The 23,632-nt window shown below is 64.3% G+C and carries 25 protein-coding genes; 6 read left to right on the top strand and 19 right to left on the bottom strand.

From position 1 onward, the window contains the following. Positions 1-64 precede the first annotated feature (64 nt). The 4 genes from HYH08_RS23080 to hemH all read right to left on the bottom strand — a co-directional run bounded on the left by HYH08_RS23080 (position 65) and on the right by hemH (position 3,756). Positions 65-508, bottom strand: coding sequence for an NfeD family protein (locus tag HYH08_RS23080; RefSeq protein WP_220012124.1), 444 nt, complete (start codon positions 506-508; stop codon positions 65-67). 25 nt (positions 509-533) lie between these two features. Next, complete coding sequence (locus HYH08_RS23075) at positions 534-1,535, bottom strand: SPFH domain-containing protein (RefSeq protein WP_220012123.1); 1,002 nt, start codon at positions 1,533-1,535, stop codon at positions 534-536. A gap of 218 nt (positions 1,536-1,753) precedes the next feature. After that, positions 1,754-2,707, bottom strand: coding sequence for an ABC transporter substrate-binding protein (locus HYH08_RS23070; protein WP_220012122.1), 954 nt, complete (start codon positions 2,705-2,707; stop codon positions 1,754-1,756). Between the two features lie 11 nt (positions 2,708-2,718). Further along, a complete protein-coding gene (gene hemH / locus HYH08_RS23065) occupies positions 2,719-3,756 on the bottom strand; it encodes a ferrochelatase (RefSeq protein WP_220012121.1) in 1,038 nt (345 codons plus the stop codon). Positions 3,757-3,837: 81 nt separating this feature from the next. Here hemH and HYH08_RS23060 point away from each other — a divergent pair, with 81 nt between their 5' ends. Next, on the top strand, positions 3,838-4,236 hold the full coding sequence (locus HYH08_RS23060) for an MAPEG family protein (RefSeq protein ID WP_220012120.1): 399 nt from the start codon (positions 3,838-3,840) through the stop codon (positions 4,234-4,236). 97 nt (positions 4,237-4,333) lie between these two features. Here the strand turns inward: HYH08_RS23060 and HYH08_RS23055 are convergent, their stop codons facing one another. From HYH08_RS23055 to HYH08_RS23045, 3 genes are read right to left on the bottom strand one after another with little or no spacing between them, the layout of a single operon-like run. Further along, the gene (locus tag HYH08_RS23055; protein ID WP_220012119.1) at positions 4,334-5,449 is read right to left on the bottom strand and encodes a nickel/cobalt transporter; all 1,116 of its coding nucleotides are present in this window, start codon (positions 5,447-5,449) and stop codon (positions 4,334-4,336) included. Further along, the gene (locus HYH08_RS23050) at positions 5,446-6,084 is read right to left on the bottom strand and encodes a DUF1007 family protein (RefSeq protein ID WP_220012118.1); all 639 of its coding nucleotides are present in this window, start codon (positions 6,082-6,084) and stop codon (positions 5,446-5,448) included. Before HYH08_RS23050 ends, HYH08_RS23055 begins: the two co-directional genes overlap by 4 nt. Next, complete coding sequence (locus tag HYH08_RS23045; protein WP_220012117.1) at positions 6,084-8,165, bottom strand: M3 family metallopeptidase; 2,082 nt, start codon at positions 8,163-8,165, stop codon at positions 6,084-6,086. The genes HYH08_RS23050 and HYH08_RS23045 overlap by 1 nt, the downstream gene beginning before the upstream one ends. Before the next feature lie 136 nt (positions 8,166-8,301). Between HYH08_RS23045 and HYH08_RS23040 the strand changes: the two genes are divergently transcribed. Continuing rightward, positions 8,302-8,556, top strand: coding sequence for a hypothetical protein (locus HYH08_RS23040; protein WP_220012116.1), 255 nt, complete (start codon positions 8,302-8,304; stop codon positions 8,554-8,556). A gap of 467 nt (positions 8,557-9,023) precedes the next feature. Here the strand turns inward: HYH08_RS23040 and HYH08_RS23035 are convergent, their stop codons facing one another. Then, positions 9,024-9,212 (bottom strand): hypothetical protein, encoded by a 189-nt coding sequence (locus HYH08_RS23035; protein ID WP_220012115.1) that lies wholly within the window; start codon positions 9,210-9,212, stop codon positions 9,024-9,026. Here HYH08_RS23035 and HYH08_RS23030 point away from each other — a divergent pair. The 4 genes from HYH08_RS23030 (at position 9,211) to HYH08_RS23015 (ending at position 13,103) form a co-directional block, all read left to right on the top strand. After that, complete coding sequence (locus HYH08_RS23030) at positions 9,211-10,353, top strand: type III PLP-dependent enzyme (RefSeq protein WP_220012114.1); 1,143 nt, start codon at positions 9,211-9,213, stop codon at positions 10,351-10,353. The two genes, HYH08_RS23035 and HYH08_RS23030, sit on opposite strands and share 2 nt — an antisense overlap. Positions 10,354-10,484: 131 nt before the next feature. Next, positions 10,485-11,072, top strand: coding sequence for a GNAT family N-acetyltransferase (locus HYH08_RS23025; protein WP_220012113.1), 588 nt, complete (start codon positions 10,485-10,487; stop codon positions 11,070-11,072). Positions 11,073-11,207: 135 nt separating this feature from the next. Then, positions 11,208-11,597 (top strand): RidA family protein, encoded by a 390-nt coding sequence (locus HYH08_RS23020; RefSeq protein WP_220012112.1) that lies wholly within the window; start codon positions 11,208-11,210, stop codon positions 11,595-11,597. A gap of 63 nt (positions 11,598-11,660) precedes the next feature. After that, the gene (locus tag HYH08_RS23015) at positions 11,661-13,103 is read left to right on the top strand and encodes a homospermidine synthase (protein WP_220012111.1); all 1,443 of its coding nucleotides are present in this window, start codon (positions 11,661-11,663) and stop codon (positions 13,101-13,103) included. A 94-nt stretch (positions 13,104-13,197) separates the two neighbouring features. On the opposite strand, the gene HYH08_RS23010 is transcribed toward HYH08_RS23015, so the two are convergent. The 11 genes from HYH08_RS23010 to HYH08_RS22960 form a co-directional block, all read right to left on the bottom strand. Continuing rightward, positions 13,198-13,539 (bottom strand): hypothetical protein, encoded by a 342-nt coding sequence (locus HYH08_RS23010; protein WP_220012110.1) that lies wholly within the window; start codon positions 13,537-13,539, stop codon positions 13,198-13,200. Positions 13,540-13,633: 94 nt separating this feature from the next. Continuing rightward, on the bottom strand, positions 13,634-14,350 hold the full coding sequence (locus HYH08_RS23005; protein WP_220012109.1) for an MgtC/SapB family protein: 717 nt from the start codon (positions 14,348-14,350) through the stop codon (positions 13,634-13,636). 135 nt (positions 14,351-14,485) lie between these two features. Beyond that, positions 14,486-15,508 (bottom strand): SphA family protein, encoded by a 1,023-nt coding sequence (locus HYH08_RS23000; RefSeq protein WP_228748016.1) that lies wholly within the window; start codon positions 15,506-15,508, stop codon positions 14,486-14,488. 1 nt (position 15,509) lies between these two features. After that, positions 15,510-16,451 (bottom strand): HlyD family secretion protein, encoded by a 942-nt coding sequence (locus tag HYH08_RS22995; RefSeq protein ID WP_220012108.1) that lies wholly within the window; start codon positions 16,449-16,451, stop codon positions 15,510-15,512. Continuing rightward, entirely contained in the window at positions 16,448-16,690 is a 243-nt protein-coding gene (locus HYH08_RS22990) for a DUF3302 domain-containing protein (RefSeq protein ID WP_220012107.1), read from the bottom strand. Before HYH08_RS22990 ends, HYH08_RS22995 begins: the two co-directional genes overlap by 4 nt. A 135-nt stretch (positions 16,691-16,825) precedes the next feature. Further along, entirely contained in the window at positions 16,826-18,538 is a 1,713-nt protein-coding gene (locus tag HYH08_RS22985) for an arylsulfatase (protein ID WP_220012106.1), read from the bottom strand. A gap of 10 nt (positions 18,539-18,548) precedes the next feature. Continuing rightward, positions 18,549-19,556, bottom strand: a complete 1,008-nt coding sequence (locus tag HYH08_RS22980) for a formylglycine-generating enzyme family protein (protein WP_228748015.1) — start codon at positions 19,554-19,556, stop codon at positions 18,549-18,551. 299 nt (positions 19,557-19,855) lie between these two features. Beyond that, positions 19,856-20,875, bottom strand: a complete 1,020-nt coding sequence (locus HYH08_RS22975) for a helix-turn-helix domain-containing protein (protein WP_220012105.1) — start codon at positions 20,873-20,875, stop codon at positions 19,856-19,858. Positions 20,876-21,256: 381 nt separating this feature from the next. Beyond that, complete coding sequence (locus tag HYH08_RS22970; RefSeq protein ID WP_220012104.1) at positions 21,257-22,276, bottom strand: WD40 repeat domain-containing protein; 1,020 nt, start codon at positions 22,274-22,276, stop codon at positions 21,257-21,259. Next, the gene (locus HYH08_RS22965) at positions 22,276-23,328 is read right to left on the bottom strand and encodes a CobW family GTP-binding protein (protein ID WP_220012103.1); all 1,053 of its coding nucleotides are present in this window, start codon (positions 23,326-23,328) and stop codon (positions 22,276-22,278) included. Before HYH08_RS22965 ends, HYH08_RS22970 begins: the two co-directional genes overlap by 1 nt. Before the next feature lie 54 nt (positions 23,329-23,382). Beyond that, a partial coding sequence (locus HYH08_RS22960) for a metal ABC transporter solute-binding protein, Zn/Mn family (RefSeq protein ID WP_220012102.1) occupies positions 23,383-23,632 on the bottom strand: 250 nt, incomplete at its 5' end.

The following is a 23,632-nucleotide window of genomic DNA, read 5'->3' as shown; positions in this document are numbered from 1 at the left end:
AACTCAAGTGAGAGATGTGCTCGCGGAGAGAACCCCTCACCCGTCTCGGAGAGGGGAAGAGTCGTTACGCCGCCGCCACAGTCAGATTCGCGCCATCGACCCGCACCACCTTCACCCGCGTCCCGGCCGGCGTATCGGGCCCGGCCACACGCCAGACCGTGTCGCCGATGCGCACCGTGCCGCTGCCGTCGATGATCGGCTTCTCCAGCGTGAACTCGCGGCCGAGCAGCGCCTCGGTGCGCTTGTTGAGGAAGGGGCTGGCGCCGGCATCGCTCTTCGGCCGGGCGAGGCGGCGCCACACCGGCACGGCGGCGGCGGCGAAGATCGCGAACATCACGAGCTGGATCTGCCAGGACACGACCAGCCCGAACGAGACCAGGCCGACGAGCAGCGCAGCAAGCCCAAGCCAGAACAGGAACACGCCCGGCGCCAGCACCTCCAGCGCCATCAGGATGAAGCCGAAGATAAGCCAGTTCCAGTTACCGAGCGATACGAACATGTCGGTCATGACACGACCTCTCTCAATGATGCCGTCACGGCACCGCCGGCGGTGTCGGTGGCGTCGGACCTGACGGCGGCACCGAGCCAGTGCGGCGCGCGGCGGCAGCCGCGGACGCTGCACTCTCACCGAATGTCGCCTTCGCGATCTCACCGATACCGGCGAGCGAGCCGAGCATGGAGGTGGCCTCCATCGGCAGCATGATGATCTTCTGGTTCGGCGCATCCGCGAACTGGCCGAATGCCTTGATATATTTGTCGGCGATAAAATAGTTCAGCGCGGCGACGTCGCCCTTGGCAATGGCTTCGGAGACGGCCTGCGTCGCCTTGGCCTCGGCTTCGGCCAGACGCTCGCGCGCCTCGGCGTCGCGGAAGGCGGCCTCGCGGCGGCCTTCCGCCTGCAGGATCTGGCCCTGCTTAGCGCCCTCGGCCCGCAGGATCTCCGACTGGCGCTGGCCTTCTGCGGCGAGAATGTCGGCGCGCTTGACGCGCTCGGCCTTCATCTGCCGGCCCATGGCTTCGACGAGGTCGGCCGGCGGCACGATGTCCTTGATCTCGATGCGGTTGACCTTGACGCCCCAGGGCGAGACCGCAGCATCGACGACGCGCAAGAGCCGCTCGTTGATCTCGTCGCGATGCGACAGCACCTGGTCGAGATCCATCGAGCCCATCACCGAGCGGATGTTGGTCATGGTCAGCACGGTGATCGCCTGGTTGAGATTGGCGACCTCGTAGCTCGCCTTCGCGGCGTCGAACACCTGGTAGAAGGCGACGCCGTCCACCGTCACGGTGGCGTTGTCCTTGGTGATGACCTCCTGCTCGGGAATGTCGATCACCTGCTCCATCATGTTGATCTTGCGCCCGACGCGATCGAAATAGGGCACAATCAAATTGAGCCCGGGGCTCAGCGTCTGGGTGTATTTGCCGAAACGTTCGATGGTCCAGTCATAGCCCTGCGGCACCGTCTTCACGCCGGCAACCAGCGTGACGATGACGAGCAAGACGAGAACAATCGCGAAAATGTCGAAACCGCTCATAGCTCCTCCAAGGCGGGAAAGAAGCCGGGAAAGGCCCTTTCCGGCGCTGTCATTGGTCGGGATCACGACCCTACCGGTTCAGCGGTCGCAATTCACGTCGGTATCGACGCGATTCTGCACAAGACACAGCGGGAGGGAACGGCTGAGATATGTATTTGCGACGGGCTCTTGAAAGCGCGCGGCGCAGACCTACCGGCAAACGTTAAGAAATTGCAACGCTATTCGATGACGTCGTTCGCGATGGCGAGCAGGCCGGGAGACAGCGTGACGCCAAGCGCCTTGGCCGTCTTGAGGTTGACCGCGAGCTCGAACTTGGTGGGGTTCTGCACCGGCAGGTCGGCGGCCTTCGCGCCCTTCAGGATGCGATCGATGTAGCTCGCGGCACGGCGAAGCTGCTCGGCGCTGTCGGTGCTGTAGGACATCAGCCCGCCCTCTTCGACGAAGAGCCGGCTCCAGAACACCGCGGGCACGCGCGCCTCGCCGATCGCCGCAAGCAGTTGCGCGCGGTTGGCCATGGTGAAGAAGTCAGGCAGGACCAGGACGCCACCATCCCTGCGCGAGGCCAGCGCCGCGATGGAGGCGATGTCATCGACCGGCGCGGGCTCGACCGTCACGTGAAGGGTACGCGCGGCGTCCTCGATCGTGCGCAGCATCAGGGGCGCGAACGGCGCCGTGGCGGGATTGTAGACGACGAGCACGCGGGACAGTTTTGGCGTGACCTGCGCCAGCATCTCCAGCCATTTGCCGGCGAGCGGTCCGTCATAATCGGTGAAGCCGGTGAGGTTGCCGCCGGGATGGGCGAGGTTTTTGACAAAACCCTGGCTGACGGGATCGGTGACGACGGCGAACACGATCGGGATCGTATTGGTGCGCTGGCACAACTCCTCGACCGAGGGCGTGCCGATCGCGAGCAGGACGTCGGGCTTGAGCGCGATCAGCTCGTCGGCGAACCCGGCGATCCGCGCCCGGTCGCCGGCGCCACTGCGCCAGTCGATCTTGAGCTGCTCCTTCCAGTCATCGGCGGCAAGCGCCTCGGCGAGGCGGGCCTGCCCGATCACCTCGTCGGCGATCACCGAGAGCACGCCGAGCCGCCGCACTGGCTGCTGCGCCAGTACGGGAGCCGGCAGCGCGGCGATCGTCCCAAGAAGCGCCAGACAGTCGCGGCGGTTCATGGGAGACACCATCAGATCCAGCCCTGAAGCTCGCGCAGCACAAGGGTGCGGATCACGTCCATGCCGGGGTCGCTGTCGTTGAGGCAGGGGATCGCGGAAAACTCTTCTCCGCCACTGTGCTTGAAGATCTCGGCGTTCTCCTGCGCGATCTCCTCCAATGTCTCGAGACAGTCGGCGGAAAAGCCCGGCGTCACCACCGCGATCCGGCGCACGCCTTCTTTGGCGAGCCGCTCCATGGTCTTGTCGGTGTAGGGCTGCAGCCACTCGTCATTGCCGAAGCGCGACTGGAAGGTCAGCAGCAGCTTTGTCTCGTCCATGCCGAGCCGGCGGCGCAGCGCTTCCGTCGTGGCGATGCAGTGGCTCTGATAGGGATCGCCCTTGTCGACATAGGATTTTGGCATGCCGTGGAAGGACGCGACGATCAGCTCAGGCTTGAACGGCAACGTGGCCAGGTGCGTCTCGATCGAAACGGCGAGCGCCTCGATATAGGCTTCGTCCTCGTAGTAAGGCGGCGTCACCCGCAGCGTCGGCTGGTTGCGCAAGGTGGCGAGCACCCGAAACACTTCGTCACAGACGGTCGCCGAGGTCGAGGCGGAATATTGCGGATAGAGCGGGACGGCGAGGATGCGGTCGCAGCCTTTCGCGATCAGCGCGTCGATGCCTGATTTGATCGAGGGATTGCCATAGCGCATCGCCCAGTCGACGACGACATGCGCGCTGTCGGACAGCGCGGCCGCGAGCTTGTCGCTCTGCGAGCGCGTGATGGTCTTCAGCGGCGACTCGTTCTTCTCGGTGTTCCAGATCTTCAGATAATCGCGGGCCTTGGTCCGGGGCCGGGTACGCAGGATGATGCCGTTGAGAACCAGTTTCCAGATCAGGCCCTGGTCCTCGATGACGCGGGCGTCCGACAGGAACTCCTTGAGGTAGACCCGCACGCCCGGCGCATCGGCCGTATCGGGCGTGCCGAGATTGACCAGCAGCACGCCGGCGCGCTTCGGGGCGGATTGGGCGGCCGGTTTGGCGGTCTCGATGGGGACGACGTTGGTCATGGCTCTGTGGGTCGCGCGTTGGTCCGAACTTGTCAAGATCAGGCCGGAATCGCTAGGGTCGCACCCAAGCGGGAGGGGCGGATGACACTCGCGGAATGGTGCGTTCTTGGAACGCTGCTGCTTTACTTGTTTACGATCGTCGCGATCAAATGGATCAGGTTTCGCGGATTCGACAATTCACGCCCGCGCGATCCCGCTTTCTACCAGGACGCCATCGCCCAGCGCGCTCTGGGCGCCCACCAGAACGGCATCGAGACCTTCCCGTTCTTCGCCTTCGCGGTGCTGCTCGCCGAATTCAGGGACTCGCCGCAACGCCTGATCGACGAGCTCGCCGCGCTGTTCCTGATCGTGCGGGTCGCCTACGTGCTCACCTATCTCGGCAACCGCCCGACGCTGCGCTCGATCCTCTGGAGCATCGGCTTTGCGATCAATCTCGGCATCTTCTTCATGCCGATGTTGAAGAGGTTTCTGCCGGTGTAAGGCGGGCGGCCCCTCTCAATCCGTCATCCTGAGGTGCTCGGCTTGCGTTGCAAGGCGAGCACCTCAGGGTGACGGTGATGGATTGATCGTCGTTCGCTCAAAAACACGTCGTCCGTTCGGCCGCAATATAGCCGAACAACAGTCCGGCGCCGAACAGCAGCACGAGGGCGGCGGCGCCGAACTCGATGCCGCGCATGAACAGCGCACCGCCGCCGTCGCGCCCGGCGCTGAGGCGGGCGGCGATGTCCTTGGCGGAGACGGCGATCACTGCGATGACCGCGACCGTGATCGCGGTGCCCAATCCCATCAGGAAGGTCGCGGCGATGCCAGCCCAGAACAGACCCTGGGCGAGAGCGAACACCAGCACCAGGATCGCCCCCGAGCAGGGCCGGATGCCGACGGTCAGGATCGCCGCAAAGCCGCGCCGCCAGCCGCCGGGCCCCGCGAGCTCGCTCGGCGTGGGCCCGTGGGAATGGCCGCAATGCTCGTCATGGACATGATCGTGCGCATGGTGGTGATGGGCGTGCCCATGGTCGTGATGATGGTGATCGTGGTCGTGATGATCATGCGCATCATGATGGTGATGGCCGTGATCATGATGGTTATGCGGCACGCCCGCCATGGCCGGCACCGGCTGTGCCGCCTGGAGCGCGCGGAGGAAGGTACGGCCCTTGACCCAGACGAGACGCAGGCCAAACAGCGCGATCAGGGCGTAGCTTGCGATCTCGATCACCCCTTCCGCCTTGCACATGGTTTTCGCGGTCGCATTCAGGATCCAGGCCGAGATGCCGACGATCAGGATCGCCACCAGCGACTGCATCAGCGCGGAGGCAAACGACAGCGCGATGCCGCGACGCGCGGTCTCGCGGTTGGCGACGAGATAAGAGGCGATCACCGCCTTGCCGTGGCCGGGCCCCGCGGCGTGGAAGATGCCGTAGGCAAAGGAGATGAAGAGCAGCGTCCACACCGCCGAGCCGTCGGACTTGGCGGCGCGAATGGTCGAAGACATCTGACGATAGAATTCCGACTGTTTTGCGAGCAGCCAGCCAATCAAGCCACTGGCCTCGGGCTCGGCCGGCTGTGCCGACTTAGGCGCACCGAACGGATTCTGCGCAAAGACATCATGGAGTGCGGCATCAGCCACGCCGGCAAGGAGGAGAACAGCGGCGCAGACGATGAGCCCGCGCGCGAGAGGCGAGAGATGCGGCTTCAAGGGCAATCCACCGTGATCTTGTTGGCGAACATCATGCCGAAATTGGCGTTGGGGCCGTCCAGGAAGGTCTGCTCGTTGAGCTTCTGCGCGGTCGCCGTGCCGTCGCTGGGACGATCGAGCTTCATCTGGCAGCCGGCAGGCGCACCGACCAGCTTGACCGGATTGTCCTTGGCCATCTGGAAGTCGATGAAGAAGGAACGGTCGAACACCTCGAGCACCAATTGCTTCGGCTTGACGGGGTTCTTCAGCGGCAGCGTGAAGTGCAGCGTCAGCACCGTATCCTTGTAGTCGAGGAAATAGTCGATCGGCTCCTGGAAGCGTTCCTTCTTCCCGTCGGCTCGCGCGAAGGTGAAGTAGGCATATTCCTTCAGGGATTCGACATTGGTCTGCGCCAGTGGGACCAGCTCCTCGCGCGTATAGGTCCCCTTCTTCTTGCTCTCGAGCCCCTGCACCGCATAGGCCGAGAACATGTCGTCGAAGGTCCAGGCATGGCGCACGCCGGTGATGCTGCCGTCCTCGGCGTAGAGCAATTCGCTGGTCGCCGTGATCCAGACATGAGGATGCGCGCTTGCCGCCCCCGCCGCGAACATCATCGCGGCGGCGAGCAGCAGGCCGAACAGGGCACGCGTGCCCATCAGGCGGCCTTGGCGTCGTCGAGCAGGCCGCGACGGCGGAGCAGCGCGTCGGGCTCGGGCGGGCGGCCGCGGAAGGCTTCATAGGCCGCTTCCGGATCGACCGAGCCGCCGGTCGAGTAGATGTCGTCGTGCAGGCGTTTTGCCACGGCGGGGTCGAAGATGTTGCCGGCTTCCTCGAAGGCGCCGAAGGCGTCGGCGTCCATCACCTCCGACCACATGTAGCTGTAATAGCCCGCGGCATAATGGTCGCCGGAGAAGATGTGGCCGAACTGGGTGGGCCGGTGACGCAGCGAGATCTCCTCGGGCATGCCGATCTTCTCCAACTCCTTCTTCTCGAAGGCGCGAACATCCTGCGCGGCCGCAGCCGGCTGGGTGTGGAATTCGAGATCGATCAGCGCCGACGACACGAACTCGACGGTGGCAAAGCCCTGGTTGAACTTTCGCGCGGCGAGAAAGCGCTTGAGCAGGTCGTCCGGCAGCGGCTCGCCGGTCTGGTAGTGGCGGGCGAACTGCTGCAGCACTTCGGGCCGCTCCTGCCAGTGCTCGTAGAGCTGCGAGGGCAGCTCGACGAAATCGGTGAACACGGAGGTGCCCGACAGCGAGGGATAGGTCACGTTGGAGAGCATGCCGTGGAGACCGTGGCCGAACTCGTGGAACAGCGTGCGGGCATCGTCGGGCGACAGCAGCGAGGGCTCGCCATTCGCCCCCTTGGCGAAGTTGCAGACATTGATGATCAGCGGCGCGACCTCCCCATCCAGTTTTTGCTGATCGCGCAGCGAGGTCATCCAGGCGCCGGAGCGCTTTGACGGCCGGGCGTGGTAGTCGCCGTAGAACAGCGCCTTGTGCTTGCCGTCAGGGCCCTTGACCTCCCAGACTCGGACGTCCGGGTGCCAGGCCGGGACGTCCGTGCGCTCTTCGAAGGTGATGCCGAACAGCCGGGTGGCGCAGTCGAAGGCGGCGGCGATCATGTGGTCGAGCGTCAGATACGGCTTGATCGCGGCATCGTCGAAATTGGCGCGCTGGAGGCGGAGCTTCTCGGCGTAGAAGCGCCAGTCCCACGGCGCGAGCTTGAAATTGCCGCCCTCTTCCGTGATCAGCGCCTGCATCTCGTCGCGGTCGGCGAGCGCGCGGGCGCGGGCCGGCTTCCAGACCCGCTCCAGCAGGCCGCGCACCGCGTCCGGCGTCTTGGCCATGGAATCCTCGAGCCGATAGGCAGCGAAGGTCGGATAGCCCAGCAGTTGAGCGCTCTCCTCGCGCAGCTTCAGGATCTCGACGATGGTCGCGTTGTTGTCGTTGCCATTGCCGTTGTCGCCGCGCGCGGTGAAGGCCTTGTAGACCTTCTCGCGCAGGTCACGCCGCGCCGAGCTCTTCAGGAATGGCTCGACCGAGGAGCGCGACAGCGTCACGATGGCCTTGCCCGCCATGCCGCGCTCTTCTGCCGCAGCCTTGGCGGCGGCGACGAAGCTTTCCGGCAGGCCCTGGCGATCGGCCTCCCCCAGCTCCATGAACCATTCCTGCTCGTCGCCGAGCAGATGGTGGCTGAAGCTCGTGCCGAGCTGGGCGAGCTTTTCGTTGATCTCGGCCATCCGTTTCTTGGCCTCTTCCGAGAGGCCGGCGCCGGAGCGGTGGAAGCGGGTATAGGTGCGCTCGAGCAGGCGGAGCTGCTCAGGCGAAAGACCGAGCGCCGCGCGATTCTCGTGCAGCTGGGCGATGCGGCCAAACAGCACGGCGTTCATCATGATCGGGTTCCAGTGCCGTGCCATCCGCAACGAGACCTCCTTGTCGATCTCCAGGATGGCCGGGTTGGAATGCGCCGAGACGAGGTCGTAGAACACCGCGGCGACCTTGTTCAGCAGCTTGCCGGATCTCTCAAGCGCCGTGATGGTGTTGGCGAAGTCGGCCGCGGCGGGATCGTTGGTGATCGCCGCGATCTCGGCGGAGTGATCGGCGAAGGCCTGCTCGAAGGCCGGCAGGAAGTGCTCCGGCCTGATCTCGTCGAAGGGCGGGGTCGCGAACGGCGTCACCCAGGCCTTCAGCAGCGGATTGGTCTCGGAGTCCGTAGTTTGGCGGGGGTCTGACATCGCGCGTCTCGTTTTTGAGCCTGATTTGTTGCGGCCAGCTATAGCACGCGATGGGGCTTTTTTGGGCCATTTGGCCTTGCTCCCGCCCGGCTTTTCGGAGAGATTGCGGCCCTCGAAGACAGGACCCCTGAGCCTCATGAACGCGCCTTCCTCGTCATCCCGCCAGATCGCCTGGCCCAGCGTCATCACCGTCATCAGCGCCGCGATCCTGATCGGCGCCGAGGTGTTCGGCGCGGCCTTCGCCGGCGGCTGGGCGCTCGCGATCCTGTTCGGGCTCGGCGACCAGGGCACGCACATCCTTCAGGCCGTTCTGTTCGCACTCGGCGTGCTCGTGATGACCGCGTTCATCCGCGCCGCGCAGCGCGTCGAGCCTTTCACGAAGCGCGGCTGACGCGCGCACGACGCAGAAAACTTAACGCGCGTTCATCTTCCGCGTCGCTCGCGCAACACTGCGCAAGCAGATGTTAGGCAATTCTGTTCTCAGCCTAAAAAAATTCTTGCGAAGCAGAGTCAAAAGCCTTATGTGCGCTCTTGCCCAATTTCGCACGTGCCTGTGGTCGTGTGTCAGTCGGTAGGTATCCGGACAAGAGGCCGGACAGCCGCCAAGGGGTGAAGAAGCCGAGGGGCTCTTCGGAAGTGCGGAAATCGGAAGGCTCATAGCCGGACGACGAACGTAAACCCGGAGCGTCCAGCATCTCTCTCAAAGAGATGCCTTGTCGAAGGTGACTTCGCTCTTTGCAACCGTGACTGGCAGCCGGAGGCGAACCGGCGCACCCCGCTCTCAACGGGGGACGCGACTTAAAGCAACGACGGATCGGGCTTTTTTGGTCTCTACCGGCATTCCACCGCCGGCGCGGGCTACTGAAAAGGCTTGTCCTTCATTGCCAGGTGAGCGGGCGGGAAACTCTCCCAACCAATCCACGGCAGCACAGTCTGGTTTGAGTCTTTTGGCTTCAGCGCGCCTCCATCGCGCGATGTGGCCGGAGCACTCTTATCCGACGTCATGTTGATGCGGATCCCGTCGCTGGGACCGTTGGAGAGTGCCATGACCGAACGCATCCAGGAATTCCTGCGCAACCGCCGCAAGGAGGGTCTCGACACCGAGCCGTGCCTCGTCGTCGACCTCGAAGTCGTGCGCGACAATTACCAGACCTTCGCCAAGGCGCTGCCCGACAGCCGCGTGTTCTATGCCGTCAAGGCGAACCCGGCGCCGGAAGTGCTGTCGCTGCTGGCCTCCATGGGCTCCTGCTTCGACACCGCGACGGTCGCCGAGATCGAGATGGCGCTGGCCGCTGGCGCGACGCCCGACCGCATCTCCTTCGGTAACACGATCAAGAAGGAGCGCGACATCGCGCGCGCCTTCGCGCTCGGCATCCGGCTGTTCGCCGTGGACTGCGTCCCCGAGGTCGAGAAGGTCGCCCGTGCCGCTCCCGGCGCGAAGGTGTTCTGCCGTATCCTCTATGACTGCGCCGGCGCCGAGTGGCCGCTGTCGCGCAAGTTCGGCTGCGACCCGGAAATGGCCGTCGAGGTGCTCGACGCCGCCAAGCGTCTGGGCCTGGAGCCGTGCGGCATCTCCTTCCATGTCGGCTCGCAGCAGCGCAAGGTGAAGGCGTGGGACCGTGCGCTGGCGATGGCCTCGCAGGTGTTCCGCGACTGCGCCGAGCGCGGCATCAACCTGACCATGGTCAACATGGGCGGCGGCTTCCCGACCAAGTACCTGAAGGACGTGCCGCCGGTCGTCACCTACGGCCGCTCGATCTTCCGCGCGCTGCGCAAGCACTTCGGCAACCAGATTCCGGAGACCATCATCGAGCCGGGCCGCGGCATGGTGGGCAACGCCGGCATCATCGAATCCGAGGTCGTGCTCATCTCGAAGAAGAGCGACGAGGACGAGGTGCGCTGGGTGTACCTTGACATCGGCAAGTTCGGCGGTCTCGCCGAGACCATGGACGAGTCGATCCGTTACGCCATCCGCACCGCCCATGACGGCGCGGACATGACCCCGTGCGTGCTCGCCGGCCCGACCTGCGACAGCGCCGACGTGCTGTACGAGAAGACCCCGTATCCGCTTCCCGTCACGCTGGAGATCGGCGACAAGCTGCTGATCGAGGGCACCGGGGCCTATACGTCGACCTACTCGTCGGTGGCCTTCAACGGCATCCCGCCGCTGAAGACCTACCACATCTGATCCGCCTCTCTTTCGAGGCCTGACGAACCCGGGAGCCGGCTTGCCGGCTCCTTCCTCACATCTCCGATTTCTGACGACGCCTTGAACCGGCGCGCTGCGCGCACGCCGGGTCAAGCGGGGACTGACGCGCCATGACTGCTTTTCGGAAGCCACAAGTCGCCCTCACTTCGCATGCCGTTCCGTTCGTGATCCGTGCGGAACGTGCATCCGACGTCGCCGCCCGTGAAGCGCTGCTGGATGCCTGTTTTGGCGAGAACCGCCATGACCGCACCTGCCAGCGCCTGCGCGACGGACGCGCACCTGCCGCAGGCCTTGCGCTGTCGGCTGTGCGCGAGGGGACACTCGTGGGAACCGTGCGGCTGTGGCACGTCAGCGCCGGAGGCAGGCCCGCTCTGGTCCTCGGACCATTGGCGGTCGACCCTGCCTGCCGCGAGCTCGGGATCGGCGCCGCGCTGATGCAACAAGCGCTGGCCGCCGCCCGGGCGCGCGGGCATGAATCCGTGATCCTGCTCGGCGATGCGCCCTATTACGCCCGCTTCGGCTTCACGGCCGAGAAGACCGGCGCACTGATGCTGCCCGGCCCGTTCGAACGCGACCGCCTGCTGGCGGTCGAATTCCAGGCCGGCGCACTGGACGGCGCCGAGGGGATGATCGTTCCGACCGGCGCGGCTCTTTCCAAACGGAGGGTAGTTCGTCCCCTCCAGGCGCACGCGGCCTAAGACTTCGTCATGACCGCGACGACCGAAGCCGCGCCTTGCGGCGACGGTCGGCTGCGGCATTTGCTTTGGGGTTGCACCGCACCCGGAAACGCCCTTTAACCCACGAAATTCCCCCTTTCAGTCGAGGCCGAACCCATGTCCCGTCGCCTGATCTCCACCGGCTCCCCCCTCGAGAAGAGCGTCGGCTACAGCCGCGCCGTGGTCGACGGCGATTTCTGCTTCGTCGCGGGAACCACCGGCTATGACTACGCGACGATGACGATGCCTGATGATGTCACGAGCCAGTCACGCAACTGCTTCAAGACCATCGCAGCCGCCCTGAAGGAGGGCGGATTCGAGATGGCCGACATCGTCCGTGCGACCTACTACGTCACCGACGCCAGCTTCATCGATGCCCACTTCGCCGTCTGCGGCGAGGTTCTCGGCGACATCCGGCCGGCGGCGACCTTGCTGGTCGTCTCAGCCCTCGCCAAGCCCGAGATGAAGGTCGAGATCGAAGTCACCGCGAAGCGCCGCAGCCTCTGACAAGCGCCGCAGCGCCTGATACCCCTAACAATGGTCCGCCAGCACGTTCCGGAGAAACCATCCATGAGCCCTCCCTCGCAGATCTACGCGAAGATCACCGGTCCCATCGTCATGGTCGGCTTCGGCTCCATCGGCAAAGGCACCTTGCCGCTGATCGAGCGGCACCTCGATTACGACAAGTCGCGCGTCACCGTGATCGATCCCAAGGACGAGGGCCGCAAGGCGCATTGCGAGAAGCAGAACGTCCGCTTCATCCAGAAGGCCGTGACCAAAGACAATTATCGCGAATTGCTGACCCCGCTGCTGACCGAGGGCGGCGGCCAGGGCTTTTGCGTCAATCTCTCCGTCGACACCGGCTCGACCGACATCATGGAGCTCTGCAACGAGCTCGGCGCGCTCTATATCGACACCGTCAACGAGCCCTGGCTCGGCTTCTATTTCGATGCCTCGAAGGGTCCGGAAGCACGCTCCAACTACGCGCTCCGCGAAGTGACGCTGGCCGCCAAGCGGGCGCGCCCGGCGGGCTCGACCACGGCTGTCTCGTGCTGCGGCGCCAATCCAGGCATGGTCTCGTTCTTCGTCAAGCAGGCGCTGCTCAACGTCGCCGCCGATCTGAAGCTCAATGCCCCCAAGCCGAAGACGAAGGCCGAATGGGCCGACCTGATGCGGCAGGCCGGCATCAAGGGCATCCACATCGCCGAGCGCGACACCCAGCGCGCCAAGAAGCCGAAGGAGCCTGACGTTTTCGTCAACACTTGGTCGGTGGAGGGTTTCCTGTCGGAAGGCATGCAGCCGTCGGAGCTTGGCTGGGGCACCCATGAGAAGTGGATGCCCGAGAATGCGCATAGCCACGAAGCCGGCTGCGGCGCTGCGATCTATCTGATGCAGCCCGGGGCCAACACGCGCGTGCGCACCTGGTGCCCGACCCGCGGCGCGCAATACGGCTTCCTCGTCACCCACAACGAGTCGATCTCGATCGCCGATTATTTCACAGTGCGCGACGCCTCGGGCAAGGCGATCTACCGGCCGACCTGCCACTACGCCTATCATCCGGCCGACGACGCCGTGCTGTCGCTGCACGAGCTGTTCGGCCGCGCCGGGAAGATGCAGGAGAAGCACCACATCCTCGAAGAGGACGAGATCGTCGACGGCATCGACGAGCTCGGCGTGCTCTTGTTCGGCCATGACAAGAATGCGTACTGGTACGGCTCGCAGCTCTCGATCGAAGAGACCCGCGCACTCGCCCCCTACCAGAACGCCACCGCCCTGCAAGTGACCTCCGCCGTGCTCGGCGGCATGGTGTGGGCGCTGGAGAACCCGAACGAAGGCATCGTCGAAGCCGACGAGATGGATTTCGATCGCCTGCTGGAAATCCAGCTGCCGTATCTCGGCCCGGTGAAGGGTTTCTACACCGACTGGACCCCGCTGACGGATCGTCCGGGCCTGTTCCCGGAGGACATCGACACCAGCGATCCCTGGCAGTTCAAGAACGTTCTGGTGCGCTAAGGGGCGCGCTGCCAAAAAGCGAAAACAACCCCATGCACAGTAGACAGCGCAATGGCGGGCCACTGCGCGCCTGGGGCTAAAAGGCGAGTGCTGTCTACTGCTTGTCCTTGATCGGCGGCGCGATCTTCTCGGCCGGGGCCGGCGGCAGCGCGGGCTTGGCCGCTCCTGCCGCGCCCTGCGTCTGCGGATCCGGGCGCGCGGGCTCGGGCGCCGGCGTGGTCGGCCGGTCGCCGCCGGGTTTTGCCTCGGCGGGCGTCTTGTCCTGATCGTTGGACGGCGTGCCCTGAAGCGGCTGCGTCGCCTGCGCCAGCTCGGTCCTGCTCTCGGCGCGGATTTGCGCCAGCGACATCACGGACACCACGACGCCAGCTGCGAACAGCGAACAGGCGATTGTGAGGTCGAGCTTCAGGTTGCGCTTGTCGTTTGGGCCGGGCATGTCGATCACCGCCTTTGTCCGGGGATCAACGAATTTGTCCGGTTGCAGTTCCCTTGCCGGAGGGGAACCGCAGGCTTGCGGGCCGGAAGCCGGATCACTCAGTCGTGCTGACTTCCCAGGTGGCGTGGCGGACGCCCGGCATATGCTGGAGATCGGTCGCCACCGCGTTCAGCTCGTTCGGATCGACCGCGCTCGCCACCAGCTTGGCGGCGATCTCCATGACGTCCTCGCCGATCTCGGCGACCTCGATATCGGCGACCGGGTATTTCGCGGCCTCGAGCTTATCGACGAGACGGTCGCGCATGTCGGGCAGCGCGTCGGTCGCGACCGCCAGCTTGAAATAGTAGGTCGCCTCCAGCGCCTTCTCGTTCAGCGGGATGCGGTTGATGGCGTTGACCAGCGGGCGCAGCATGGTGTTGCCGGCGATGACGAACACGGTGAGCGCTGCCGCCTGCGCGACCATGTCGGCGCCGGCGCAAGAGCCCACGGCGGCCGAGGACCACAACGTCGCCGCGGTGTTGAGGCCGCGGACGTCCATGCCCTGCTTCATGATGACGCCGGCGCCCAGGAAGCCGATGCCGGAGACGACATAGGCGATCACGCGCACCGCGCCGTCGGCGCCGTCCAGATGCATCGCGAGATCGACGAACGCCGCGGCGCCGACCGCGACCAGCACATTGGTGCGCAGACCCGCAGTGCGCTGGCGATATTGCCGCTCGGCGCCGATCAGCGTGCCCAGCACGAAGGCCGTGAACAGGCTGACCAGCGTGTCGGCGAAGTCGGCAAGCTGGAAAGTCGTGAGGAACCGCATGGCGTCGTCATACGGTGGAATGCGACGACCGTCAAAGATCAAGGACCAGCGTTGCTGGTCTCATCGGCCTCATAAGGCTATAGGCGAGATGGCCTTGCTCGGTGCACCGGCAGCGGGATCCGAATGGAAGTCGTGTTACCTGCGGTGCTCCGGTTTGCTTGACGGCGCTGGAGGTACGGCGGAAACGGCAAAGGTCACCCAGGTGCTCCATGTCGAAGCCCGGTTATCGACCTCGACGTCCTTGTAGCCTTTAATGTTGAGATATCCCTGGTAGCCGTCCGACATCGGAATGATGAAGCCGACCTGGGGGCCGATCCCGATCGCGCGTCCGCGAAAGCCGCCCAGCTTGGCGCCCGGTCCGGAGTCATCGGTGAGCTGCTGATAGAAATAGCCAGCAACGCCGACCTGGAAATTCTTATTCAGAAACTGCGAAGCCGCCCAGTCGACGTGGAAATCGATGCCGTTCTGGTACTGCAGATATGGGTTGGGTAAACTGTAGGTCACGCCCGCAACCGCGGAAAATTCGTGCCCGGTTTTCGGGTCGAAATAGGTGTAGCCGCCGCCGACATCCCAGGCCACGAAGCCGAGATTGAGGTTCGCGAGCCGGTTCGGGTCGTAGGTGCCGCTCGGGATGTTGCTGGTGATGTAGACCATCTCGTTATGGACGCCTTGATTCCACTTCAGCGTGCCTTGATAAAACACGTCCGAGAGCGTGGTCCGATTGTCGGTTCTGCCTCCCGAAATAGCGTTTCCGGCAGGTCCGGTCAGCGTGGCGTCAATTCCGACGCCGACATTGCCAGGCGCGGCGATCAACGAGATCGCGGCCTGTCCGCCAAGCACGGGCGTCGGTGAGACGTAGGTGATTCCCAGAGCAAGAGCATCGGCGTGCGCGTTCAGCCCGGTAACCACGGAGCCGGTACCTCCGCTGCTCGTCACAAAATTCTTGGTGGCCCCCGCATTGGCCTGCAGGTGCAAATAGATCGAGGCGTAAGCCCAACCCGGCACGGTGGGCGCAGCGGCCAGGCTGCCGAAAATGCCCGGCAGCCAGAAGCCGACGCCGCCGGCGTCGGCCCAAGCTTGGGAAGGAAGCTGAAGGATCGCCCATCCGAGGGTCGCCGCGGCCGCGAATGTTGCCGTTGTTCTCACGGTGCCCTCCAATTCAGAACGGAACGACGTAGTTGAGGATTGCGATCTGCCGCAGCAGCACTCTCCGGATGAGGTGACTGGCGGCGACGCGATCGGTGAAGACCGCGGCCGCTCCCGTCGCGCCGGCCGGCAGTGACTTCGCGACAGCAGCGTCATCGAGAGCCACGCGGACGACGAACGGCACGGTCTCGATGCCCTTGGGCATGACGGCCTGGCCCGAGACCTGCGCCTGACCTGTCGCGACCGCCTGAAGAATGCTTTCGACCTTCCCGCTGAAGATCCGCCCCGGAGCGAACTTGAAGGCGACCTCCACCTCCTGCCCGGGGGCGATGTATCGCGCGTCAATCTGGTCGATTTCGACAACGACATGGGTCACCGAGGTATCGATAAACGCCATCGCTGGCGAGACTGACAGGTTTCCCACGCGCGCGCCCTTCCGGAGCGCCACGTTCGTCACGTAGCCGTCGGCTGGGGCACGTAGAACAGTCTTGTCCAGGTTCCATTGCGCGCTCTGCAATTGTGCTTTCAACTGATCAACTTCCGACTGCCACTGCTCGACATCGAAGCTGCGGCCGGCGTCCCGTTCGTACAGCGAGGTCATCTGGGTCAGGCGCGTGCTCGACAGCTTGAGCTGCGCCTCAATCGCCTTCACCTGCGCATCGTAGGGAGTCGGGTCGATCCGGAAGAGGATGTCGCCTTCCTTCAGCGGCTTGTTGGGCGAGACCGGCACGTCCACCACCTCGCCGGCGACATCCGGAACGATGGAGACGGAGTTGCGATAGACCAGCGCCTTGCCCTGTGGCGCGCCCCACCCCATAGGGATGAACAGGCCGACGTTAAGGAGCAGAAGCACGATCAGGGGCGAGGCCTTCCAGAACGCGTTGAGGCTGATGGCACCGAGCCAGACCAGCGAAGACAGCAGCGCAAGATAGAGCGTCATGAGCGCGATCATCATGGCTGGCGCTCCGCGCGCTTCGCCGGCACGTCGACATAGGCCCAGATCATCGCGATCGGCCACAGCGCTAAGCCAAAGATCAGCGTGATCCAGCCAGCCACGCTCACCGCGTCGGCCCAGGGATGACCACGCCGCCTGGCTACGTTCCCCGGCATCGCCCCCATCAACCAAACGACGAGGACGACGACCGCCAGCAGGATCGCAAGCACGACCCACGCTAGAAGATCGTATCCGCTCATGCGACTCTCTGAGCCATCATACAATCCGTCCTTTTCAAGTCGGCGGTCACCCGTTCAACCTGCAGTTCAGGGATTCGCGGGGAGCGGCCCCCGTCTCGGCGGACACCCCTGTCCGTGCAGGAGCCTCCTGCTCCATCAACGGCCGCCTGCCGCGCCGTCGAAGCTCTGCTGCATCTTCGCGACGATCTGGTCGACGCTGAAGCTCTGCGGGCGCTGACTTGGCGGGAAATCCTTGAACGAGGCAAGAAATTGGCTCACCACCGACTGGGCCGCCAGGACCACGTAGCCTTGCGAGAGCAGCCAGTCGTAGTAGGTGTTCGATGTGACATCGGCCTTCTCGTACGGGTCGGCACGCAAATCGTACAGCTTCGGCATGCGCAGCTTGGTGAAGGGCTCGGCCCACACCTGAAGGGTGCCCGGCGACCGCTGTTCCTCGAACACCATCTTCCAGTTTTCGTAGCGCGCCGCGACAAGATCGCCGTCGTCGTTAAAGTAGATGAACTCCTTGCGCGCTCCGGCCTCCTGCTGGCCGGTGAGGTGGGGAAGCTGGTTGTAGCCGTCGAGATGGACCTTGAAAGTCTTGCCGGCCGCCTGATACCCGGACAGCAGCTTGCTCTTTATGTCCGGCTCGCCGGCGGCTGCCATCAGCGTGGGGATCCAGTCGAGAGAGCTGAATATCTCGTTCGACACCGATCCCGGCTGAATTCGCCCCGGCCAGCGGACCATGCCTGGCACCCGATAGGCGCCTTCCCAATTCGTGGTCTTCTCGCTGCGGAATGGCGTGGTGGCGCCGTCCGGCCAAGAGTTCGCATGAGGTCCATTGTCTGTCGTGTAAATGACGATGGTGTTGTCGGCGATTTCCAGATCGTCCAGCGCCTTGAGCAGAGTGCCGACGATCGCATCGTGTTCGACCATTCCATCGGCGTACTCGGTCTTCGCGTTCAGGCCGGGCGGGCTGCGGTGTTCGTCGCGGACATGCGTGCGGAAGTGCATCCGGGTCGCGTTGAACCAGCAGAAGAACGGCTGCTTCGCGCGCGCCTGCCGTTGCATGTAGTCGATGGCGGCAGCCGACGTTTCATCATCGATCGTCTCCATCCGCTTCTTCGTTAGTGGGCCGGTATCCTCGATGGTCTGCTTGCCGACCCTGCCCCAACGGGGCTGCTCGGTCGGATCGTCGCGGTCCGTCGCCCTGCAGCGCAAAACGCCGCGAGGACCGAGCGTTTCGCGGAAACGTGGATCGCGCGGATAGGTGCGCTGCTCAGGCTCCTCTTCCGCGTTGAGGTGATAGAGATTGCCGAAGAACTCGTCGAAGCCGTGCACCGTCGGCAGGAACTCGTTGCGATCGCCGAGATGGTTCTTTCCGAATTGTCCGGTCGCGTAGCCTAAAGGCTTCAGCAACTCCGCGAGGGTTGCGTCCTTCGCCTGAATGCCGATCGTGGCACCGGGGATTCCGACCTTGGACAGGCCGGTTCGCAGCGTCGCCTGGCCCGTAATGAAGGAAGATCTTCCCGCCGTACAGCTCTGGTCGGCGTAGTAGTCGGTGAACATCATGCCTTCGCGTGCGATGCGATCGATATTCGGGGTGCGATAGCCCATCAGACCGAAGGAATAGACGCTGATGTTGGCCTGTCCGATGTCATCGCCGAAAATGACGAGGATATTGGGCTTGCGGCCGCTCGCCGTCGCTGCGGTCGGTGCTGTAGCAGGCGCGGCCTTTTGCACCTGCGCCAGCGTGTTTGTTGTCAGCGTTGCGGCCGCGACTATTGTCGACGTACCCAGCAGAAGGTTTCTGCGATCGATGGCGCGATTGTTCGAAGGCGCTTCGTGCTTCTTCGCTTCATTGCTCATTTCGACGACCTCACATTGCAGGCGGAGCCTCATGACGACGGAAGAGATGCGATGGCCGCCGCGACACGCAGCGAAATCCGACGTGGCTTGTCGAGGTATCGACCGGCTCGGCATGTCGGGCGGCGGGGCGATAGCGGCGGCAATAGTTCGGCGCGCAGAGATGCGAGCCGCCCTTCAGCACCTTTCGCGGAATGCGGATGCCGGGTTGATGCGGATCGTAGCTCGCGGCCTCCGGACCTCCTCTCGGATTTTGCGGGATGCAGCATGGTTTCGACGCGTCAGCTTCGTGCTTCGTCGACCACCAGTCGGAGGTCCATTCCCAGACGTTGCCGATCATGTCGTAGACGCCATAGCCGTTCGGCGGGAACGAGGTCACCGGCGAGGTTCGCGCAAAGCCGTCCTCGCAACGGTTCTCGACCGGAAAGATCCCTTGCCAGGTGTTGGCCATGTGTCGGCCGGATGGCGTGAAGGCGTTGCCCCAGGCGTAGTCTTCGCGGTCGAGGCCGCCGCGCGCGGCGAATTCCCACTCGGCTTCGGTCGGCAACTCCTTGCCGGCCCAGAGCGCGTAGGCGAGCGCATCAGCGTAGGAGACGTGGACCACGGGATGATCGTCCAGATCCTTGATGTTCGTCTTCGGGCCATAGGGGCGGCGCCAGTTGGCGCCCTTCATGAAGGTCCACCACTGGCTCCAGTCACGCATGTCGGAGAGGCGCGAAGGCGGCGCGAACACGAGCGAGCCCGCGTAGAGCATGCGGGGCAGCGCGCCGGGATAATCCTTGGGATCCGGCACGATCTGAGCCGTGGTCACGTGACCTGTGGCGTTGACGAAATTCTTGAATTGGCGGTTCGTGACCGGCGCGCGGTCGATCCAAAAACCGTCGACCGAGACGTGGTGCGCGGGAGCCTCTTCCGGATAGTGATGATCGGACCCCATGCGGAAGGTTCCGCCGGGAATCCAGATCATGTCGCCCGTCGATGGTTCGTCGTTTTGGCTGAAATGGGTGCCCGACTGCAGCATGATGGCGTCCCCACATTCCGCCGCCGGGCTACCGGCAATAATCCTAGAAGCCCTGGGTACGCGAGGGACCCGCGTAGGACCGGCACATCCCAGGCGCCCGCGCCGCGACTGTCGGAGCGGTTACGAGGCCAAATGCGGCGAGGAGCGAGGCCAAGATCGAACGAGAGACGGTGGTCCAAACAGTGTCGCGCATGCTTCCAATTCCCTCCGGAAGGGCCTCCCGGGCCGAATTGGCGTTCTGAGACGCCTGGTCACGCAAAGCGAACGGGAACAGGTTAGCCTCGGAATCGATCGCGGCGTTATGCGAAACGTGCCAAATCGGATGGAACCGCAGCTTGAGACTCCGGCCGTTTCCTGGACGCGTTGCGCCCCAGCGTCTCGCTCGGATATTCGCCGAACAGCGCCCGATACTGCTGCGCGAAGCGACCGAATTCCAGAAAGCCGAACTCGCTGGCAATATCGAGGACGCCGGTCTCGGCGGGACTTGCCTGTCGCAGGCGGACATGCACCATCGACAATCGCTTCGTCCTGAGGAACTCGATCGGTCCGATCCCGAGGGCCTCGTTGAACGCGCGATACAGGGTTCGCCGTCTCACCTTGATCTGCCGGCAGATCTCAGAGACGTGGACCGCTCGATTGCCACTTTCTTTTAGGTACCGTTCGGCGTCGTGCACGATCCTCGTCGACGAAGGGATGGGCCTCTCCTTGCCCGCCCCGGGCTCCATCGCGACGGGACCGACGAAGGCATCGAGGATTGTGCGCTTCCAATAATCTGCGGCAGCGCCTGATGGGATGCCCCCGTGGTGCAGCCTGCCTGCCAGCAAGGCCAACAACGCTCCAAGCTCACCCGTGCGCCGATCCGAAAGGCGGAAGTGCCGCCGTTTGGTCCAGAACTCACGATCCGAGACCTGCTGCTCGGCCGCGAACAGATTCAAAATCTCGGCGGGATCGCACATCACGCCTGCGAAGCGTGCGGCGCCCTCGTAGAGCCTGTCATGCTCGGCTCCGGGCGGATGCACGAGGACGTCCCCTGGCAAGACGGGGGCGCCCAGGCTGCGCGATGCTCCGGAGCAGGCCAGAAGGATTCCAACGACCGTCTTAGCCGGGCTGAATACGCCGGTGGCGCGTACCCCAAGGGAGAACTGCCCGCGGCTGAAGGCGATGTCCTTGATCTGTCCGTGCAGGATTTCGCCTGAAAGCATTCCTCGACCGAGTTGGACGATTTCGATCTGGGAATTGCCGATCGGGTTCTTCAGATGCTCGATGCCGTCGAAGCGCTCCGTGCGAACTTCGTCTCGCGTCGTCCAGGCCCGTCCCACTTCGCCTCTCCCAATCGATAGGTCGCGTCGTGTTATTGCGATCCCGCGCAAGGCGAGTTCGCTTGTCCTGAGATTTCGAGTTCTCCGTTCTGGAGATCGGAGCGGCAGCTAAGGCTGCCTCCTCGCCGAAAAGCGCTACGGTGCTGCGTCTGCCGGCGGTCATCTCCGTGGCAGGAGATTTTCTCCCAAACGATACGAAATCGCTTTCGTTGTATTCGCTGGTGACCTCGACCTTAGGGGGATTAGCCTATCTTGGCAATGAGCCAGTTAGTCGCGCTTTTAGCGGACGCGCGAGAAGAGTTTCGCTTCCAGCCATTGGCGGATATGCGGATAGGTTCGCACGGCAACTCTACGGGAACATGCCCCGGCTCGACTCGTTCGCTAGAGTTCCAGCAGCCCCGCCTCACCCGCTTCATCGGAAAACGCCAGCAGCGTGCCCTTGGCGTTCCAGGCGATCGCTGCGACCGGCGGTGTGCCGTTGCGGCGGACCAGGATCTCGGCGCCGTCCTCCATGCGCACCATGAGGATGGTGCCGTCGCTGTAACCGGCGGCGAGGATGTCGTTCTTCGGATGGCAGGCGACCACCGACACCCGCGCCTGCAGCGGCGCCAGCATCGCTGGCTCCTTGCCCATCGGGCCGTCCTTGCTGGCGAATGGCCAGATGATGACGGTGTCGGCGCCTGATGTCGCAAGCCCTTTGCCGCCCGCGCTCCAGGACATCGAGCGGACGCGGCCGGGATAGCCGGTCATCCGCATATGCCTGTTGTCGGCGAGGCGCCAGCCGTGCAGGGCGGCCTCGTGCATGCTCGTGACCAGAAACTTGTTATCGGGGCTGAAGGTGACGCCGAGATGCGAGCCGGCCCAGGGCAGGAATTCGGCCGAGCCTTCCATGTTGGGAAACCACAGCGTCGCGCCGTTGTAATGCGCGATCGCGAGCCGCAGGCCTTTCGGCGCGAACGCAAGCCCGCCGACGGTCGAGGGCACCTCGAGCGATTTTTCCTCGGCCTTGCCGCTCCTGACGGTCGCAACCTTGCCGGCCGACCAGGCGAAGGCGCCGTCGGGATGCAGCGCCACCGCGTCGATCCAGCGCCGCTTCGGATCGGTGGCGAGCGGCGTCACCTCGCCCTTGGCGTCGAGCGAGACGACCTTGCCGTCATCACCGCCCATGATGAGGCGCTTGCCGTCACTGGCGGTCGACAGAATGCCGCCGCTGTGCACGGGGACGGTGGTGACTTCGCCCTTGTCATCGACGAGCGCGACGTTCTCCTCGCCGCCGACGAAGGCGGCGCGGGGCCCAAGGAAATGCACCGACGTCACCGCCATGCCAAGCGTCACAGGCTTGATGCGGTCGGTGACGGAGACGATCGAGGCGGAATCGGGCGCCGGCGTGAACTCTTTCATCACGAGACGATGCAGCTCTCGAAACCCTCACGAATAGCCTTCTCGGGCAATTCGCGGCCGATGAAGACGAGGCGGCTCTCGCGCTTCTCGCCCTCCTTCCACTTCCGCTGGTGGTCGCCCTCCAGCATCATGTGGACGCCCTGGAAGACATAGCGGTCGTCGTCGTCGTGGAAGGCGAGGATGCCCTTGGAGCGCAGGATCTTGCCGCCCTCGACCTGCACCAGGTTCTGCAGCCATGGCATGAACACGTTCGGATCGAGCGGCTTGTCGGTCTTGAGCGACAGCGACTGCATGTCCTCGTCGTGATAGTGCTTCAGGCCGTGACCGTGATCATGGTGATGATGGTCGTGGCCGTGATGGTGGTGATGATCATGGTCGTGGTCGTGATCGTCGCCGGCTTCGAGGAAATCCGGCTCGATGTCGAGGATGCGGTCGAGGTCGAACGCGCCGCGATCGAGCACGTCGGCCAGCGCCACCGAGCAGCGCTCGGTGCGGTGGAGCTTCGCATAGGGGTTGATGCCGCGGATGCGGGCCTCGACCTCGGCGAGCTCCGGCTTCGTCACGAGATCGGTCTTGTTCAATACGATGACGTCGGCAAACGCGATCTGATTCTTGGCCTCGGGCGCGTCCTTCAGCCGGTCGGACAGCCATTTGGCGTCGGCAACGGTGACGACGGCGTCGAGCCGCGCGTTCTTCTGCACGTCCTCATCGACGAAGAAGGTCTGGGCGACCGGAGCCGGATCGGCAAGGCCGGTGGTCTCGACGATGATGGCGTCGAACTTGCCCTTACGCTTCATCAGCCCGTCCATGATGCGGACGAGGTCGCCGCGCACGGTGCAGCAGATGCAGCCGTTGTTCATCTCGAACACTTCCTCATCGGCGCCAATGATGAGGTCGTTGTCGATGCCGATCTCGCCGAATTCGTTGACGATGACGGCGTATTTCTTGCCGTGGTTCTCCGACAGGATGCGGTTGAGCAGCGTGGTCTTGCCGGCACCGAGATAGCCGGTCAGGACGGTCACGGGAATTTTGGAGGCGGTCGCTTCAGACATGAGAACTCCGGACGTAGGCTGGTCGCGCGACGCGAGGCGGGGTGGCCCCCTGCCCTAATGCTCAAGCGCGCTGGTCAGGGCCTTTATATTGTGCCTGACCATGTCAATGTAAGTGGGTGCAGGCCCCTTTTCGCCGGTCAAACCGTCCGAAATCAGGGTCCCGCCGACCTTGGCGCCGGTCTCGGCCGCGATCCGCCGGATCAGCCGGTCGTCGCTGATATTTTCCAGAAATACCGCCGGGATTTTTTGGGCCTTGATCTGGCCGATGATGGCGGCAATGTCCCGCGCGCTGGGCTCGGTTTCC

Source organism: Bradyrhizobium sp. BR 10289 (assembly GCF_019455385.1).
Taxonomy (GTDB): Bacteria; Pseudomonadota; Alphaproteobacteria; order Rhizobiales; family Xanthobacteraceae; genus Bradyrhizobium.
This window is presented reverse-complemented; position numbering and strand designations above follow the sequence as displayed.